Below are 15,349 nucleotides of genomic sequence, written 5' to 3'. Positions count from 1 at the left end.
GGCTGGCTCGGCCTGTTCCGAGCCGATTTGATGGTGGGAGATAGATGAAGTATTTACCGGTGAACATGCGCAGCGTGGTCGGGGCATTGTTGGTTGCGTGCGTGCCTGCGGCCAATGCCTTGAACCAGGACATCAGCGCGCTGTTCAGGCCCGATGCGTCCAAGCCCCAGGAGAATACGTTTCTCAACACTACGCCGGTCAGTGGTTATTGCGCGCAATATCCGGCGGAGTGCAGGACAACAAAAATGTTCAGCATTCGGATGCCCCTGACCGCCAGTTCGACCGGCCCTATTCAGGCGGGCCATGGAGACGCGCGGCAAGGCGCGATGTTTAAAGTCCCCGCCAATTGGCGTACCGCGCAGGTAACTCATTCAACGACAGGCGAGACAGAAACTGTTGAAGTGCGCTGGTCGGGTATCGGTTCGCGATACCAGTTCCCTGGCAGCGTCGTCGATTTGGTCGGTGGCGGCGTAGATATGTTGACCGCCCATAAGAGGTTATGGAACGGCTCCAGTTGGGTGTATGCACCATCGCCATGTCAATACAGTGGTGTTGGGGCTTATGGCAGTAACTGGTACATGTTTTTCTGGAAGACGCCGGTAGAAGGCGCTTGTGCCAAAAGAGCCAATTATTTGATTCCGAGTATGAGTTACACCTACCTGGACTTTGCCTACGAACTGCGCACCCCCAACCCTTTGAGGATGTCGAGCGGCCGATACACGGGTTCTATGACATTCACTGTGGGGCCGGGCCAGGACGTGGACCTGGGGGACGTCATGATTCCCAATGACTCGGCTATCACCCTCAACTTCAACCTTGACGTCGAACACACCCTCAAAGTCGAAGTCCCCCCCGGCGGCAACCGCGTCGAACTGGTGCCCCAGGAAGGTTGGCAATCCTGGCTGAACAGCGGCCGCAAACCGACGCGGCTGTTCCGCGACCAGCGCTTTCATATCTCCGCGTCCTCCCGTTTCAAGATGGCCCTCGAGTGCCAGCACATCAGCGGCAACACCTGCGCAATCACCGAAACATCCACCGGCCACGCCGTGCCGGTGGACGTCAGCGTGACCCTGCCCGACGGCCTGACGGATGCCGGCGGGCAACCGGTCAACCGCCGCCGGCTGTTGCGCGACGGCAGTGGCACCGAGCTGTTCCGGCCGGGTTTATACGTCGATCGACGCTTGGGAATGCTGCATTTCGAGGTGGGCCAGAGCAGCGTCGAGCAGATGCTGGACACCGGCGCCACGGCTTACAGCGGCAACGTCACGGTGATCTGGGATTCGGAAGTCTGAGTGGCCGGCTGGCCGGAAAAATTCAATGAGTTGTGTTTACTGCATGAGGTTGGAAAAGCGATGAAACATCTATTGGCATGGGTTGGGATCTATCTGTTTTGCGGCGTGGCCCAGGCTGGGCCGCAGATTGGGGTGGGGGTGGTGTACGACTACCTCGACGGCGACAAAAGCACCTATATGAAACGGGTGTTCAACGGCGGCACGTCCACGGCGTTCGTCAAGGTCAACATCCTGGAAATCATCTACAACGAGGACGGCAGCTACCAGGAAGTGCCGCTGCAGAACCAGGCCAGCGCCCAGGCCAAGGACGGGTTGATGGCCAGCCCGGCGCGGCTGATCGTGCCGGCCAACGGGGTGCAGGGTACGCGCTTGCTGTTCATGGGCAACCGCGACAAGGAGCGCTACTTCCGGGTGCGTTTCGTGCCGGTGGTGCCCGAAGCCGAAGACGAGTTCGCCATCAGCGCCGAAGAGCGCGAGCAATATAAAAAGGACCGCGTGGCGGCGGGGGTCAAGGTGTTGGCGGGTTACGGCACGGTGTTTTTCGTGCGGCCCAAGAACACCCGGTACGACACCGTGATCGACGACAGCGCCAGCCGCTACCAGTTGCGTAATAACGGCAACACGGTGTTGGTGATCGATGAGTTCAAGGACTGCGTGGCGCAGAAAGAGAACGACTGCAAGCCCACCACCAAACACCACGTCAAGAGCGGTCAGAGTTTCTCGTTCGACAAGGAAGCGGGGCGGCAATACCGCTTCACCCTTGTCGAAGGCAACCAGAAAAAAAACGTCGAGATCAAAGGTTGATGGCCACCGTCGCCGAACCGTCGTTGACGCCAGAGGTAATCAAAATGTTCAAGACCAAAATATTCAAGGCATTGATACGCCCCCTCGCATTGACCGCCCTGACGTTGCCCTGGGCCACCGCCTGGGGCGCGGTCGAGCGGGAAACGTTCGAAGTCTACGTGACCATCCCGACGGCCGACTTCTACGTGTTGCCCCTCGACCCGCAACTGGTCCAGCGCGAACAGCGCTTGCCCTTCAGCACCATCACCAACGAACTCAGCCCACTGCGGGCGACCTACGAGGTGAAGAACAGCAACGGTTCTATCGGCGCACGCCTGGGGGAAGAGGCGTACTTGTCCAATGGTCGTGAGCGCATTGATTTGCGCGTGACGTTCAACAACGTCGTATTGACCCTGGATTCGGCCCAGGTGGTCTCGGCCACAGAGGCCCGGCCCGGGCGCCAGGTGCCGCTCGTCATCGCTGCCATCAAGCCCGATGACGAGTACAAGCCTGGCGACTACTACGGCACGGTGCACATGGTGTTCGACGCGACTGCGCCGTAGGGCAATCAGTGCAAGAGCGCACGGTGGTGGGCTCATGGAATTGAGCATCTGCATAAAACCCTGTTGCCAGAGCTTGCTCCCGCTCGGCTGCGCAGCAGACGCAACGGCGGCATGGCTGAAGCATTTTTTCAGCCGTTGAAAAGCGAGGGCGGCTTCGCCCCCCCAGCGGGAGCAAGCTCCCTCGCCACGGAGCCCATGCCTTCAGAATGATTGATTGCCAGCCTTGCCCAAAAAAATGCACGGGTGCTTGCAGTTGTCATGGTCTGACAAGCTTTTGTGGCGAGGGAGCTTGCTCCCGCTCGGCTGCGCAGCAGACGCAACGGCGGCATGGCTGAAGCATTTTTTCAGCCGTTGAAAAGCGAGGGCGGCTTCGCCCCCCAGCGGGAGCAAGCTCCCTCGCCACGGAGCCCATGCCTTCAGAATGATTGATTGCCAGCTTTGCCCAAAAAAATGCACGGGTGCTTGCAGTTGTCATGGTCTGACGAGCTTTTGTGGCGAGGGCGCTTGCTCCCGCTCGGCTGCGCAGCAGACGCAACGGCGGCATGGCTGAAGCATTTTTTCAGCCGTTGAAAAGCGAGGGCGGCTTCGCCCCCCAGCGGGAGCAAGCTCCCTCGCCACGGAGCCCATGCCTTCAGAATGATTGATTGCCAGCTTTGCCCAAAAAAATGCACGGGTGCTTGCAGTTGTCATGGTCTGACGAGCTTTTGTGGCGAGGGCGCTTGCTCCCGCTCGGCTGCGCAGCAGACGCAACGGCGGCATGGCTGAAGCATTTTTTCAGCCGTTGAAAAGCGAGGGCGGCTTCGCCCCCAGCGGGAGCAAGCTCCCTCGCCATATATGTTTGACCCACATGTTGCTGTGTCAATGCTCCGCCACCAACGGCTTGCACTGGGTATGAGTCCCCGGCTGCAAGTACGGCGAGAGAAACGGTGCCATGCCCTTGAGCACTTGCACCGGCAAGGCCGAAGTGAATTTGAAGTTCTGCGCCGATGCCCCCGGGACATAGGCGGTGAGGGTGCCGAAATGGCTGTCACCGATGTAGAACACGAAGGTGGCGGTGCGGTTGATCGATTTGGAACTGATCACTCGCCCGCCGGAGCCGACCGCTTCGATGCGGTTGTCGCCGGTGCCGGTCTTGCCGCCCATGGCCAGCGGCGTCCCGTCGGCCAACTTGAAACTGCCGGCCACGCGTTTCGCGGTGCCGGCATCCACCACCTGGGACAGCGCACCGCGCAGAGCCTGGGCGACTTCCACCGGCATCACGCGCTTGCCGCTTTCCGGGTCGTTGACCAGGCGTGTTTCGTAGGGCGTATTGACGGCAAAATCCAAACTGTCGACGCGCAAGGCCGGTTGCCGGATGCCGTCGTTGAGAATGGTACCCACCAGGACCGCCAACGCGGCGGGGCGGTCGCCGGAGCTGCCGATGGCGGTGGCCAGCGACGGCACCAGGTGGTCGAACGGATAGCCGACCTGCTGCCAGCGCTGGTGAATATCCAGGAAGGCTTCGATCTCCAGCATGGTGCGGATGCGACTGTCGCGGGCGCTCTTGTGCCGGCTCTTGAACAGCCAGCTATAGACTTCCTGGCGCTCGAACTGGCTGGCCTTGACGATCTGGCTGAACTTGGCGTCGGGGTTGTTCAGCAGGTAACCCATCAGCCACAAGTCCAAGGGGTGGACCTTGGCGATGAAACCCTGGTCCGGCAGGTCATAGGCGCCGGGGCCATAGCTTTGGTAGAGCCGTTCGAGGCGTTCGTCGGTGAGCTTTTCGGCGCTCTTGGCCGACTTCAAATGCGCGCGCACGAAGCGGTTGAAGTTCTCCTGGCTGTCGTTGGGAAAGAAGTAACGGTGCACGGCAGCCAGGCGGATCGCCGTGGGGCGCATGCCGTCGAGGAAGGTTTCGAGGCGCTGGCCGGTGTCCTTTTTCTGGTACTTCTTCCAGAACCTGAGCAGGAACGAAGTGCCTTCGCGGTCGGCGAACTGGGCCAGGTATTCCTGGCGGCGCGGGTCCTTGTCGTCCTTGAGCAGTTCGGAGCTGTTGTTGGGCCCGGCATAGGTGGCGTAGCGCACCAGGTCGCGCATCAGGCGGATGAACGGCAGGTTGATGGATTCTCGCAAGGCGTCGCGCAGCGTGGGCAGGCGACCGTCGTCTTCCCGGCGGAAGTTGTGGAAAGTGTGCAGCCCGCCACCGGTGAAGAACGCTTCGCCGGGGCTGGCTGAGTACTTTCGGTCCAGCGCGGCTTCGAGCATCTTCGGCAGGCTGCGGTCGGTGTTTTCAATCAAGTAGTCCAGCGCCCAGCGAGACAGGCGATCCTGCTCGGCGATCTCGGTTTTCTTCAACGCCGCCGGGGTCTGCTGGGCATAACGCTCGTGCAGTTCGGCGATGATCTGCAGGTACGTGGTGAGCACGCGCAACTTGGCGGTGGAGCCCAGTTCCAGTTTGCTGCCTTCGTTGATGTCGAAGGGCTGGTCGGTGCTGTCGGTCTGCACCCGCACGCGCGAGCCATCGGGGGTCAGCTCCATCAGGGTGAAGCTGTAGCGCACCTGGGTGGTGCTGGTGGGGGTCAGCAGGCGTTCGCCCATCAGGCCGATCTCGGTCGCGAAGGCCGGGTCGGCCAGGCGCTTGAGGTAGTCGGTGGCCTGGGCCTGCAAGTCGCTTTGCAAGGTGCTGGTGGCGGAGAGGTCGAGGCGATCGAGGTCGTACAGCGGGCGGTTGAGCAGGGCGGCGAGGCGACTGCGGGCGGCACTGATGCCTTTGTTGGTTTCGTTGGGCTGGACAGTCGGGTCCTGGACCCAGTCGCGATAGCTGACCTTGCTCGCCAGGGCCGCCTCGGCCAACGCCGCGTCAATCACGCCGTTTTGCCTCAGCAACCGGATGTGACTGTCGGTCAGGTTCGCCAGTTCATCGCGACCCTTGGTCAGGTAATGGGACGGCCGGCGCTGGGCAATCATCAATGACAGCATTTCCCGCAGGGCCAGGCCTTTTTCCGCCAGACTCTGGGGATCGGTCGCAGTGCTGGCCAAGCGTTCATTGGCCCGATTGAAATCGGCGCCGTACCAGACCCGCAAGCCTTCGGCCATGCCATGGACTTCGCCATGCCCTGGCACGGCGGAGAGTGGCACGCTGTTGAGGTAGTCGCGGATGATCCGCTGCCGCGCCTCGAGGGTTTGCGGACCGGCCTGGTAAGCGCGCACGCTGGCGGAAATCATCTGGCGGATTTTCTCCGCGCCGGACACGGTCAGGCCCTCAGGCGAGTGACGGTACTTCTCCAGTTGCGTCGCCAAGGTGCTGCCCCCGGCGGATTGCCCCGGCAGGCTCAGCAGCTTGGCGACTTGCGACCAGGCCGCCATGCCGAAGCGCGGCCAGTCCACGGCCGGGTTTGCCAGGGGGTGCTTGGGGTCGAGCAGGAAACGGTTCTCGATGAACAACAGGCTCTGCACCACCACGGGCGGGATCGCTTCGAAGTTCGCATACAGCTGCTGCGGGTACTTGAACTGATAGACCGGCGCGGCGCGGCAGTCGGTGATGGTCAGCCCGGCCTGGATCTTTTCCGCATAGGGTACGAACAGGCCTTTTTCGACGTAGCCCATCAACGCCGGCGAAAACCGCGCCTGGGCCTGGATCACGTAGTCGCGCTTGAGCAGGCGCGGCAGGAATTCCCCCAGCGCGCTGTAGCCCAGGCGCCGGTCGAACGGGCCTGCGCCAGGGTAGACGATGGCGTCGCTGGGCCCCGGCTGCACCGAATAGCTCAGGGACGCGGCGTACTTGCTGAGCTCCCGGGCCTGAAACCGCGATGTGCGCATTTCCTTGGCCGCCGCCAGGCCGACCACCACGACGATAATCAGCAGCAACAACCAGAATGCCCGCCAGCCATGCCGTGCGCGGCGTTTTTTTTGAGGTAAAGGCGCTTCTTCCATACGTTCAGTCGGGACCACAGGTTCATTCGAATCGGTTTGCCACAAAGCGCCCATAGTCGACTGATCCATTGAGCAGATTGATCGGACTTGCTTGAAGCTTAGACGGTGGTTGGCGTGGGGGGAGGGGAAATTATGGGCAAGCCCATGCACGAGCACTTGTGAGATGCCATTGGCTGAGAAGCTTTTGTGGCGAGGAAGCTTGCTCCCGCTCGGCTGCGCAGCAGACGCAACGATGGCGTGGCTGAAGAGTTTCAGCGGTTGAAAAGCGAGGGCGGCTTCGTCCCCCAGCGGGAGCAAGCTCCCTCGCCACGGTAGGTATGCCTTCAGGATGAGTGATTGCGAGCCCATGCACGAAGACTGCACAGGTGCTTATGGTTGTCAGGGTCTAAGGAGCTTTTGTGGCGAGGAAGCTTGCTCCCGCTCGGCTGCGCAGCAGACGCAACGATGGCGTGGCTGAAGAGTTTCAGCGGTTGAAAAGCGAGGGCGGCTTCGCCCCCCAGCGGGAGCAAGCTCCCTCGCCACGGTAGGTATGCCTTCAGGATGAGTGATTGCGAGCCCATGCACGAAGACTGCACAGGTGCTTATGGTTGTCAGGGTTTAAGGAGCTTTTGTGGCGAGGGAGCTTGCTCCCGCTCGGCTGCGCAGCAGACGCAACGATGGCATGGCTGAAGAGTTTCAGCGGTTGAAGAGCGAGGGCGGCTTCGCCCCCCAGCGGGAGCAAGCTCCCTCGCCACGGTAGGTATGCCTTCAGGATGGGGGATTGCGTGCCCATGCGCGAAGACTGCACAGGTGCTTATGGTTGTCAGGGTTTAAGGAGCTTTTGTGGCGAGGGAGCTTGCTCCCGCTCGGCTGCGCAGCAGACGCAACGATGGCATGGCTGAAGAGTTTCAGCGGTTGAAGAGCGAGGGCGGCTTCGCCCCCCAGCGGGAGCAAGCTCCCTCGCCACGGTAGGTATGCCTTCAGGATGGGGGATTGCGTGCCCATGCGCGAAGACTGCACAGGTGCTTATGGTTGTCAGGGTTTAAGGCGCTTTTTTGGCGAGGGAGCTTGCTCCCGCTCGGCTGCGCAGCAGACGCAACGATGGCATGGCTGAAGAGTTTCAGCGGTTGAAGAGCGAGGGCGGCTTCGCCCCCCAGCGGGAGCAAGCTCCCTCGCCACGGGTATTACGTCGTTTTCGGAAAAGTCGCTCAACCATTATCGCGTCGGATCGTCGCGGGTGACGCTACCGTAAGTAGATACCCCAACCACAGGAAGCCATGGAATGCATCCTCCACGTCCAAACTCTCATCGCTTGCGTCGCGGACGCTCTTCGGAACCGGGGCGAGGCTATCTCGTCACTACAGTTGTTCACCAACGCACACCTATCTTCAGAAACTGGCAATTGGGCCGCTTATTGGTGGCAGAAATGCGCCTGGCTCATGAGCGAGGCCAGGTCAATTCGCTGGCCTGGGTTGTGATGCCGGACCATCTGCATTGGCTGGTACAGCTAGAGCACGCTCAGCTCACGCATGTGATGCAGGTGGTCAAGTCCCGCAGCACCCTCACAATCAACCGAGCAATGAACAGGAAGGGCGCCTTCTGGCAAAGCGGCTTCCATGACCGCGCGATCCATGACAACGAGGACCTGCGGCCTTCCGCTCGCTACATCATTGCCAATCCGCTTCGTGCTGGGCTGGTGGATCGCATTGGCAATTACCCACTGTGGGACACGGTGTGGCTCTAACTGCTTTTGTGGCGAGGGAGCTTGCTCCCGCTGGGGGGCGAAGCCGCCCTCGCTTTTAGCTTTCAAAAGCGCGCGGCTGCTGCGCAGCCGAGCGGGAGCAAGCTCCCTCGCCACAGAGGTTGTGGTGTTTGAGTCATAGGGGCGTGATGTTTCTGAAAACCTTGCACTAGAGCCATCGCCCCATGCCAAGACATGACGCTGCACCATCACTGTGCAATACTCGGCGGCGTTTTCCCAATGGCCTGGATCCCAGACAACACCTCTCAAAAACTCCATTCTGGCTGAGGTTTATCCCTGAATTTTTCAGGTTTTACAGTGAAACTCTCTATCCCTGGCTTTTTATACTGCACGACCCGCTGATCCTGAGGTTGTCGTTCCACAGGACGGTCTGCCCACAAGACAGACCCGGTTTCGGCAAGGCGGCAGGCTTACCGGCCTGCGGCCTTGGACACTCGGTGGCCAATCCAATAACAAGACGAGGTTATCCCTATGCCTGTCGGCAATCATCTGCCCCATGGCGAGACCGCCCAAGGTGGTCCGCTCAAACGTGAACTCGGCGAGCGGCATATCCGCCTGATGGCCCTTGGCGCCTGCATCGGTGTCGGGCTGTTCCTCGGTTCGGCCAAGGCCATCGAAATGGCCGGTCCGGCGATCATGCTGTCCTACATCATTGGCGGCCTGGCGATCCTGGTGATCATGCGCGCCCTCGGTGAAATGGCCGTGCACAACCCGGTGGCCGGCTCGTTCAGCCGTTATGCCCAGGACTACCTCGGCCCACTGGCAGGTTTCCTGACCGGTTGGAACTACTGGTTCCTGTGGCTGGTGACCTGTGTGGCAGAAATCACCGCCGTCGCCGTATACATGGGCATCTGGTTCCCCGACGTGCCCCGCTGGATCTGGGCCTTGGCCGCGCTGGTCAGCATGGGCTCGATCAACCTGATCGCGGTCAAGGCCTTCGGCGAATTCGAATTCTGGTTCGCCCTGATCAAGATCGTCACCATCATCGCCATGGTCATCGGCGGCGTCGGCATCATCGCCTTTGGTTTCGGCAACGACGGCGTGGCCCTGGGCATCTCCAACCTCTGGGCCCATGGCGGCTTCCTGCCCAACGGCGTGTCCGGCGTGTTGATGTCCCTGCAAATGGTCATGTTCGCCTACCTGGGCGTGGAGATGATCGGCCTGACCGCCGGAGAGGCGAAGAACCCGCAGAAAACCATCCCCAACGCCATCGGCTCGGTGTTCTGGCGGATCCTGCTGTTCTACGTCGGCGCGCTGTTCGTGATCCTGTCGATCTACCCATGGAACGAGATCGGCACCCAGGGCAGCCCATTCGTGATGACCTTCGAGCGCCTGGGCATCAAGACCGCCGCCGGCATCATCAACTTCGTGGTGATCACCGCCGCATTGTCGTCCTGCAACGGCGGGATCTTCAGCACCGGGCGGATGCTCTACAGCCTGGCGCAGAACGGTCAGGCCCCGGCCGGTTTCGCCAAGACCTCCAACAACGGCGTACCACGCCGCGCGCTGTTGCTGTCCATCGCCGCGTTGCTGCTGGGTGTGCTGCTCAATTACCTGGTGCCCGAGAAAGTCTTCGTCTGGGTAACGTCCATCGCCACCTTCGGCGCGATCTGGACCTGGGTGATGATCCTGCTGGCCCAGCTCAAATTCCGCAAAAGCCTCAGTGCTTCCGAGCGTGCGGCGTTGAAATACCGCATGTGGCTGTACCCGGTCAGTTCGTACCTGGCATTGGCATTCCTGGTGCTGGTGGTGGGGTTGATGGCGTATTTCCCGGATACGCGTGTGGCGTTGTATGTCGGCCCGGCGTTCCTGGTGCTGCTGACGGTGCTGTTCTACACCTTCAAGTTGCAACCGACCGGCGATGTAGAGGGGACGGTGCGTTCGGCTTCGTAGATTAACGGCGCGTGAAAGAGAGCCGCGGTCTGATGATCGGGGCTTTTTTTTAGCGTCGAGGACCTGTTAGTTCTTACAGTAGACGCTGTGCTGCGTGGAACCTAAATTGAGTGGCGCCAGCAAACACCGGCTGGGTCGGCAACGCCTGTGAAAACGATAGGGGATGATTTTCTCAGCTAATCGATGATTGGGTGGGTCAATAGAATATTCATTGGCAGATATCCGGCTTGATGTCGCTCCGGTTCGTAGCGTTTCGAGGGCGTTGCGCATGAACGTTCCGCTGATTTTTTATCGCGAGCTCAACCAGCGTCAGGTCATGTCTTTTTTTTTGATGGCGACCCTGCTGTATGTTCTGCCATTGATCCTCGCTGACTTTCGTTATATCGACGATAGCTGGCGGACACTGGATGCTGGCAATGGCTGGGCCAGCCAGGGACGCTGGTTTACTGACCTGTTGTACCAGGTGCTCTCTTTCAGCGGCGCCGCGCCGGACATTTTTCCGCTGCCTTTGTTACTTGCTGTATTGGCGATGTCTCAGGCCCTGACTCGCCTGACCTATCACTATTTTCCCGAGCCGACGTTAGCCTGCTGCTTCGTGCCCTTGCCCCTCTGGTACAACCCGTTCCTGCTGCAGAACCTGTCCTATCAATACGACGGGCCTGGTATGGCGCTGAGTCTGGTGGCGGTTATTTACGCAACGACTTTTCGCAGCGCCTCGCCCATGCGCCAGCGGTGGGTGCCGGTGGCATTGTTGGTGTTGGCATTCGGGCTCTATCAGATCAGTTTCAATGTGTTCCTGGGGTTGGTGTGCCTGGACCTGTTCAGGGCTGCATGCAAACCGCTGCCATGGCGACAGTGGTGGGCAATGTTGGGGGGCAGGCTCGCTCAGCTTGGCTTGGCCATGCTGATTTATTGCGTCATGACGCTCTCGTCCATAGAGACGACACGGACCGAATTACTGAATTGGAAAGTTGATCCACTCGGACAGATTGGTTTCAATATCGCCACGGTTCTGGAAAAGATTGCGCTATTGCTCCACGGTGGATACGCCTGGGTATTTGCCGTGCTGGCATTGTGTTCGCTGATCGGTGCCTTACGTTTGGGACGCCGGATAGGGGCCCGTGAAGAGCCGCGGTGGAAGACAATCGCCTTGAGTCTGATCTGTTTACTGGCCCTTTGTTTGTTGGTTTTCCTGGTGCCTGGCATCACCGTGTTTTTTCGCGACTTCAATGAAGGCGCCCGCACCTTGATGGGCTTCGGGGTGCTATTGGTGTTGCTGTCTTATCTTGCGTACCAAGCCCTTGTTCCGATCCATCGCCGACTGCCGGTGTTGCTGGTCATTCCGCTTCTGGCAACGCTTTCGTTGTCTTTCGCCTACGGTCGGGTCCTGACCTTGGAAAAAACCTTCGCCAACGGTGCGCTCTACAGTTTGAGTTACGACATTACTTCGCGCCGGGAGCTGTACGAAGCCAAGCGGATCTACATGTCGCTGACTTATTCCTCCCAATGGCTGGTCAGTGCTTGCGGTTCGTTCGAACAACTGCCGGTCCTGCATTATCTGCTTAACATCGACTACTTCATCCTTCCGGAAAGCCCGCTCTTCATGGGCATCACTAACGTGGTGATCGAACGCGAGCGGCGCAACGCGACCCGTGTCGGTTACCAGGGGTTTACGCCCCTCGTGGACAACCAGTATTACCGGATTTATCTGCTCGGCGATTATGGCTTCATCGTCATGAAGGAACCGTCTAGATTTGGTTCGCCGCGCTGCTATGAGCACCGTTTGGAGTGATAAGCACCTGTTAGTTCTTACAGTAGACCGCGTATCGATGGGCCCCTAGATTAAGTATCGCCTGAAGCACCAACCCGGTAGGGAATGGGTATGAACGCGATATGGAAAGGTTTTTTGACCTACGCACTCGTTGGTGTGGCGAATACGCTGATCCATTGGCAGATCTTTTTTGTCCTGCGCGTGGGCGCCGGCCTCGATCAGTCGACAAGTAATTTTGTTGCGTTTTGCGTGGCGGCCTCATTTTCTTTTTATGTCAATGCGCTCTATACCTTCGAGGCCAAACGCTCGGTGCCGCGCTATGTCCTTTTTCTCTGTGTCATGGGGGCGCTCAGTTTCATCGTGGGGTATTTGGGGGACCGCTGGCAGCTTCACGGCTTGCTGACCGTAACGGGTTTTTCGTTGGTGAGTTTGGTGATTGGTTTTCTGTTCTCACGGTTTCTGGTGTTTCGCGGGGATCGTGAATGAGGGCTTTGCACACTTACTTAGTCAAACCTCCCCGCTGGTTCGCTGACTACTCAGCGTTGGCAGCCGTGGCTCTCCTTGCGCTGGGTGTACGTTTTTATGGAATCACGCTCCCCGCTATCTGGTATGACGAGGCCTTCAGCGTGCTACTTGCCCGGCACGAGCCTTGGCAGATCTGGTCAATTACGGCACGAGACGTACACCCACCGCTTTATTACCCTCCGATATCATTGCGCAAGGTTTCCCTGATCGTAACGGTTACGCCTTGATACCCGAGCATTTGAAGGCGGACTCTTTCATTGACTGGCAAGGATTGAATTGTTCTGGACACAGAGTCTGGTGGATCGCTTTCAAAGTTAACGCCACGCCGCCGCTATCAGAAAAAGAGTGGGAACGAAGTCTTACTCTGGTTGATGGCGGGGTGGTTGCTTATCTGTTCACCCGCAAAGCGACACCGGTCTCGCAATTTAAGCCGCGGCGAAAGGTTCGTTAGCGTATCGTTGCATCACGCAATGAACGCGGAATAGCCGCACCGTGTCTTGTCAACTGCTCGCTGGTGGTGATTTCGAAACTCGCTTGGTTATCAGTAATGGAGCTACCTCCTACGAACAATGTGAACGTCCCGGACTCTACGAACGGTAATAAATGATCGTTCAACAACGCCCAGTCTTCCTGATCAAGCAAGAATTTCACTGTTCTGGTTTCACCGGGAGTGAGGTGGACTTTGGAAAAACCACGTAACTGGCGTACCGGGCGCGTAATGCTCGCGACATTCTGGCGTAGGTACAGTTGCACGGTTTCTTCACCGGCGCGTTGGCCACTGTTACGGACCTCAACTTGTACGGTTAATGTTTCATTGGGCCTCAGCTGCCGTTTACTGAGTTTCAGTGTTCCATAAGTGAATGTGGTGTAGCTCAGGCCATGACCAAACGGATAGAGCGGTCTCCAATCTTCGTCCAAGTATTTGGAAGTGAAGTAATCTGTTTTGCTCGAGGGTCGCCCGGTGCTTTTATGCGCATAGTAGATGGGCACTTGCCCCACCGTACGTGGGAAGGTGATGGGGAGCTTGCCACTGGGGTTTACATCGCCAAACAGCACGTCGGCAACTGCATGGCCCATTTCCGATCCCAGAAACCAGGTTTCCAGAATGGCAGGCACCTGTTCGTCCACGGCCGGTATGGCAAGCGGGCGACCATTCATGAGGATGACTACCACGGGTTTTTCGGTATTGATCAGTTGCGTCAGCAGGGCGTTTTGCGCCCCCGGTAAATCAAGAGAGGCGCGGCTGCGCGCTTCGCCACTCATGTCTTGGGTTTCGCCGAGCACGGCAATAACTACGTCGGCATCCCTGGCTGCGCGCTGAGCCTCATCAATGCCAGAGATGTCGCTGCTTGTGGGGAAGGCGCCAGGAATGTAGACAACCTCGGTTCCTGGCGATGCGGCTTTTACCCCTGCCAGAACGGTTATTGACTCGTTGGGACGGCCCTCTGCAGGTACAGGGCCCAATGTGGACAGAGCATCGTTCGCCAGGGCTCCAACGACTACGAGCTTGCGCAGGTTTTTCGGTAGTGGCAGCAACGAGTCATCGTTTTTCAACAGCACGATGGACTTTTGTGCAGCCTCGCGTGCCAACGCCCGCATTGGAGGGGACGGGGTCAGTGCCTCCCGGTTCGGATCACTGTAGCGGTAAGGATCGTCGAACAGGCCCAGCCGTTGTTTGCTCTGGAGTATGCGACGCACTGCATCATCAAGAGAGTTTTGCTGTACTTGGCCGCTACGGACCAGGGCAGGCAGTTCAGCGGCGTAGCCTCCCCCTGCCATATCGATATCAATTGAGACGTTGAAGGCTTGATGAGTGGCGTCGCTCGATGTGGGGGCTATGCCATGCTGCATCAGGTCCATGACACCGTTGTAGTCACTGACTACCACGCCCTGGAAGTTCCACTCGTTGCGCAACTTATTCTTGAGTAATTTTTGATTGCCGTGCATTGGCGTACCATCGACTTCATTCAACCCGGGCATGACTGCATCCACCCCTGCTTCTAAGGCGGCACGAAACGGTGGGAGGTAGACTTCCTCCAACGTTCGCTCGGACATCTCAGACATGCTGTAGTCACGCCCCCCCTCGACTGCGCCGTAAGCGACGAAGTGTTTAGCGGTGGTCAGGAGTGTTGAAGTGTCAGGGATGCCCCCACCGCGAAAACCGCGCACGCGTGCGGTCGCTAGTGCGGCACCCAAAAACGGGTCTTCGCCAGCCCCCTCGACCACTCGCCCCCAGCGCGGGTCTCGCGAGATATCCACCATAGGTGCGTAAGTCCAATGCAAGCCGCTGGCAGTCGCTTCGACGGCAGCGGCCCTTGCGGTTCGTTGTGACAGGTCCGGGTCCCATGCCGACGCCTCAGCCAGCGGTACGGGGAATACCGTGCGGAAGCCGTGGAGTACATCGTAGGCGAACAATAATGGAATATGCAGGCGGGAGGTCTGAACGGCATCGCGTTGCAATTGGCGAGTGGCTTCTGCGCCATAAACACCCAATACGGAACCAACGACGGTTTGCTGACCATCGATTTTCACGGTCGGCTCGGTGGTGGGCATATACATACCCAACTGAGTCAGTTGGCCGATCTTTTCCGCAACGGTCATCTGTCCGATCAGTTGGTCGATAAAAGCGGCGTCCTCTTGCTCCTTTCCGGATCGACCATCGGCTTGGATCGTTGAATGAAACCCAATAGTGACCAGCGACGTACCGAGCATAGCTATTGCAACGAGGCGTGCGAGAACCATCGCGGATCTTCCTTGGGGTTGAACCATCGAATGATTGTTCAACCCCTGGGGAGCTATCGTCTACTGTCAGATCTTACAGGTACCGATAGACACAGGAAGGTTGGGCCGGTTATGAAAGCGGGGTTGC

Annotated in this window: 10 protein-coding genes; 8 read left to right on the top strand and 2 right to left on the bottom strand. The window is 59.0% G+C overall.

Annotation, left to right across the window (positions count from 1 at the left end; all coding sequences use genetic code 11):
- Nucleotides 1-44: 44 nt before the first annotated feature.
- From AC515T_RS23065 to AC515T_RS23055, 3 genes are read left to right on the top strand one after another with little or no spacing between them, the layout of a single operon-like run.
- A complete protein-coding gene (locus tag AC515T_RS23065; protein WP_496530156.1) occupies nucleotides 45-1,292 on the top strand; it encodes a hypothetical protein in 1,248 nt (415 codons plus the stop codon).
- 60 nt (nucleotides 1,293-1,352) lie between these two features.
- Complete coding sequence (locus AC515T_RS23060) at nucleotides 1,353-2,096, top strand: molecular chaperone (RefSeq protein WP_496530155.1); 744 nt, start codon at nucleotides 1,353-1,355, stop codon at nucleotides 2,094-2,096.
- Nucleotides 2,097-2,155: 59 nt separating this feature from the next.
- A complete protein-coding gene (locus AC515T_RS23055; RefSeq protein ID WP_496533182.1) occupies nucleotides 2,156-2,638 on the top strand; it encodes a CS1 type fimbrial major subunit in 483 nt (160 codons plus the stop codon).
- Nucleotides 2,639-3,496: 858 nt separating this feature from the next.
- On the opposite strand, the gene AC515T_RS23050 is transcribed toward AC515T_RS23055, so the two are convergent.
- The gene (locus AC515T_RS23050; RefSeq protein WP_496530154.1) at nucleotides 3,497-6,604 is read right to left on the bottom strand and encodes a transglycosylase domain-containing protein; all 3,108 of its coding nucleotides are present in this window, start codon (nucleotides 6,602-6,604) and stop codon (nucleotides 3,497-3,499) included.
- Nucleotides 6,605-7,811: 1,207 nt separating this feature from the next.
- Between AC515T_RS23050 and AC515T_RS23045 the strand changes: the two genes are divergently transcribed.
- The 5 genes from AC515T_RS23045 (at nucleotide 7,812) to AC515T_RS23025 (ending at nucleotide 12,931) form a co-directional block, all read left to right on the top strand.
- Nucleotides 7,812-8,273 carry an REP-associated tyrosine transposase gene (locus AC515T_RS23045; RefSeq protein WP_496530153.1) on the top strand — a complete coding sequence of 154 codons (462 nt, stop codon included), beginning with the start codon at nucleotides 7,812-7,814 and terminating at the stop codon, nucleotides 8,271-8,273.
- A gap of 489 nt (nucleotides 8,274-8,762) precedes the next feature.
- The gene (locus AC515T_RS23040) at nucleotides 8,763-10,184 is read left to right on the top strand and encodes an amino acid permease (protein WP_496530152.1); all 1,422 of its coding nucleotides are present in this window, start codon (nucleotides 8,763-8,765) and stop codon (nucleotides 10,182-10,184) included.
- Nucleotides 10,185-10,452: 268 nt separating this feature from the next.
- Complete coding sequence (locus AC515T_RS23035; protein WP_496530151.1) at nucleotides 10,453-11,976, top strand: glucosyltransferase domain-containing protein; 1,524 nt, start codon at nucleotides 10,453-10,455, stop codon at nucleotides 11,974-11,976.
- A 90-nt stretch (nucleotides 11,977-12,066) separates the two neighbouring features.
- The gene (locus AC515T_RS23030) at nucleotides 12,067-12,441 is read left to right on the top strand and encodes a GtrA family protein (RefSeq protein ID WP_496530150.1); all 375 of its coding nucleotides are present in this window, start codon (nucleotides 12,067-12,069) and stop codon (nucleotides 12,439-12,441) included.
- Between the two features lie 163 nt (nucleotides 12,442-12,604).
- Nucleotides 12,605-12,931 carry a hypothetical protein gene (locus AC515T_RS23025; RefSeq protein ID WP_496530149.1) on the top strand — a complete coding sequence of 109 codons (327 nt, stop codon included), beginning with the start codon at nucleotides 12,605-12,607 and terminating at the stop codon, nucleotides 12,929-12,931.
- Here the strand turns inward: AC515T_RS23025 and AC515T_RS23020 are convergent.
- Nucleotides 12,928-15,222: a glycoside hydrolase family 3 N-terminal domain-containing protein gene (locus AC515T_RS23020; RefSeq protein ID WP_496530148.1), complete on the bottom strand. Its 2,295-nt coding sequence runs from the start codon at nucleotides 15,220-15,222 to the stop codon at nucleotides 12,928-12,930. The two genes, AC515T_RS23025 and AC515T_RS23020, sit on opposite strands and share 4 nt — an antisense overlap.
- Nucleotides 15,223-15,349 lie beyond the last annotated feature (127 nt).

The sequence above is a fragment of the Pseudomonas sp. FSO-7 genome (genome assembly GCF_059579345.1).
The sequence above is the reverse complement of the archived record's forward strand: the minus strand, read 5'-3'. Positions and strand labels throughout refer to the sequence as shown.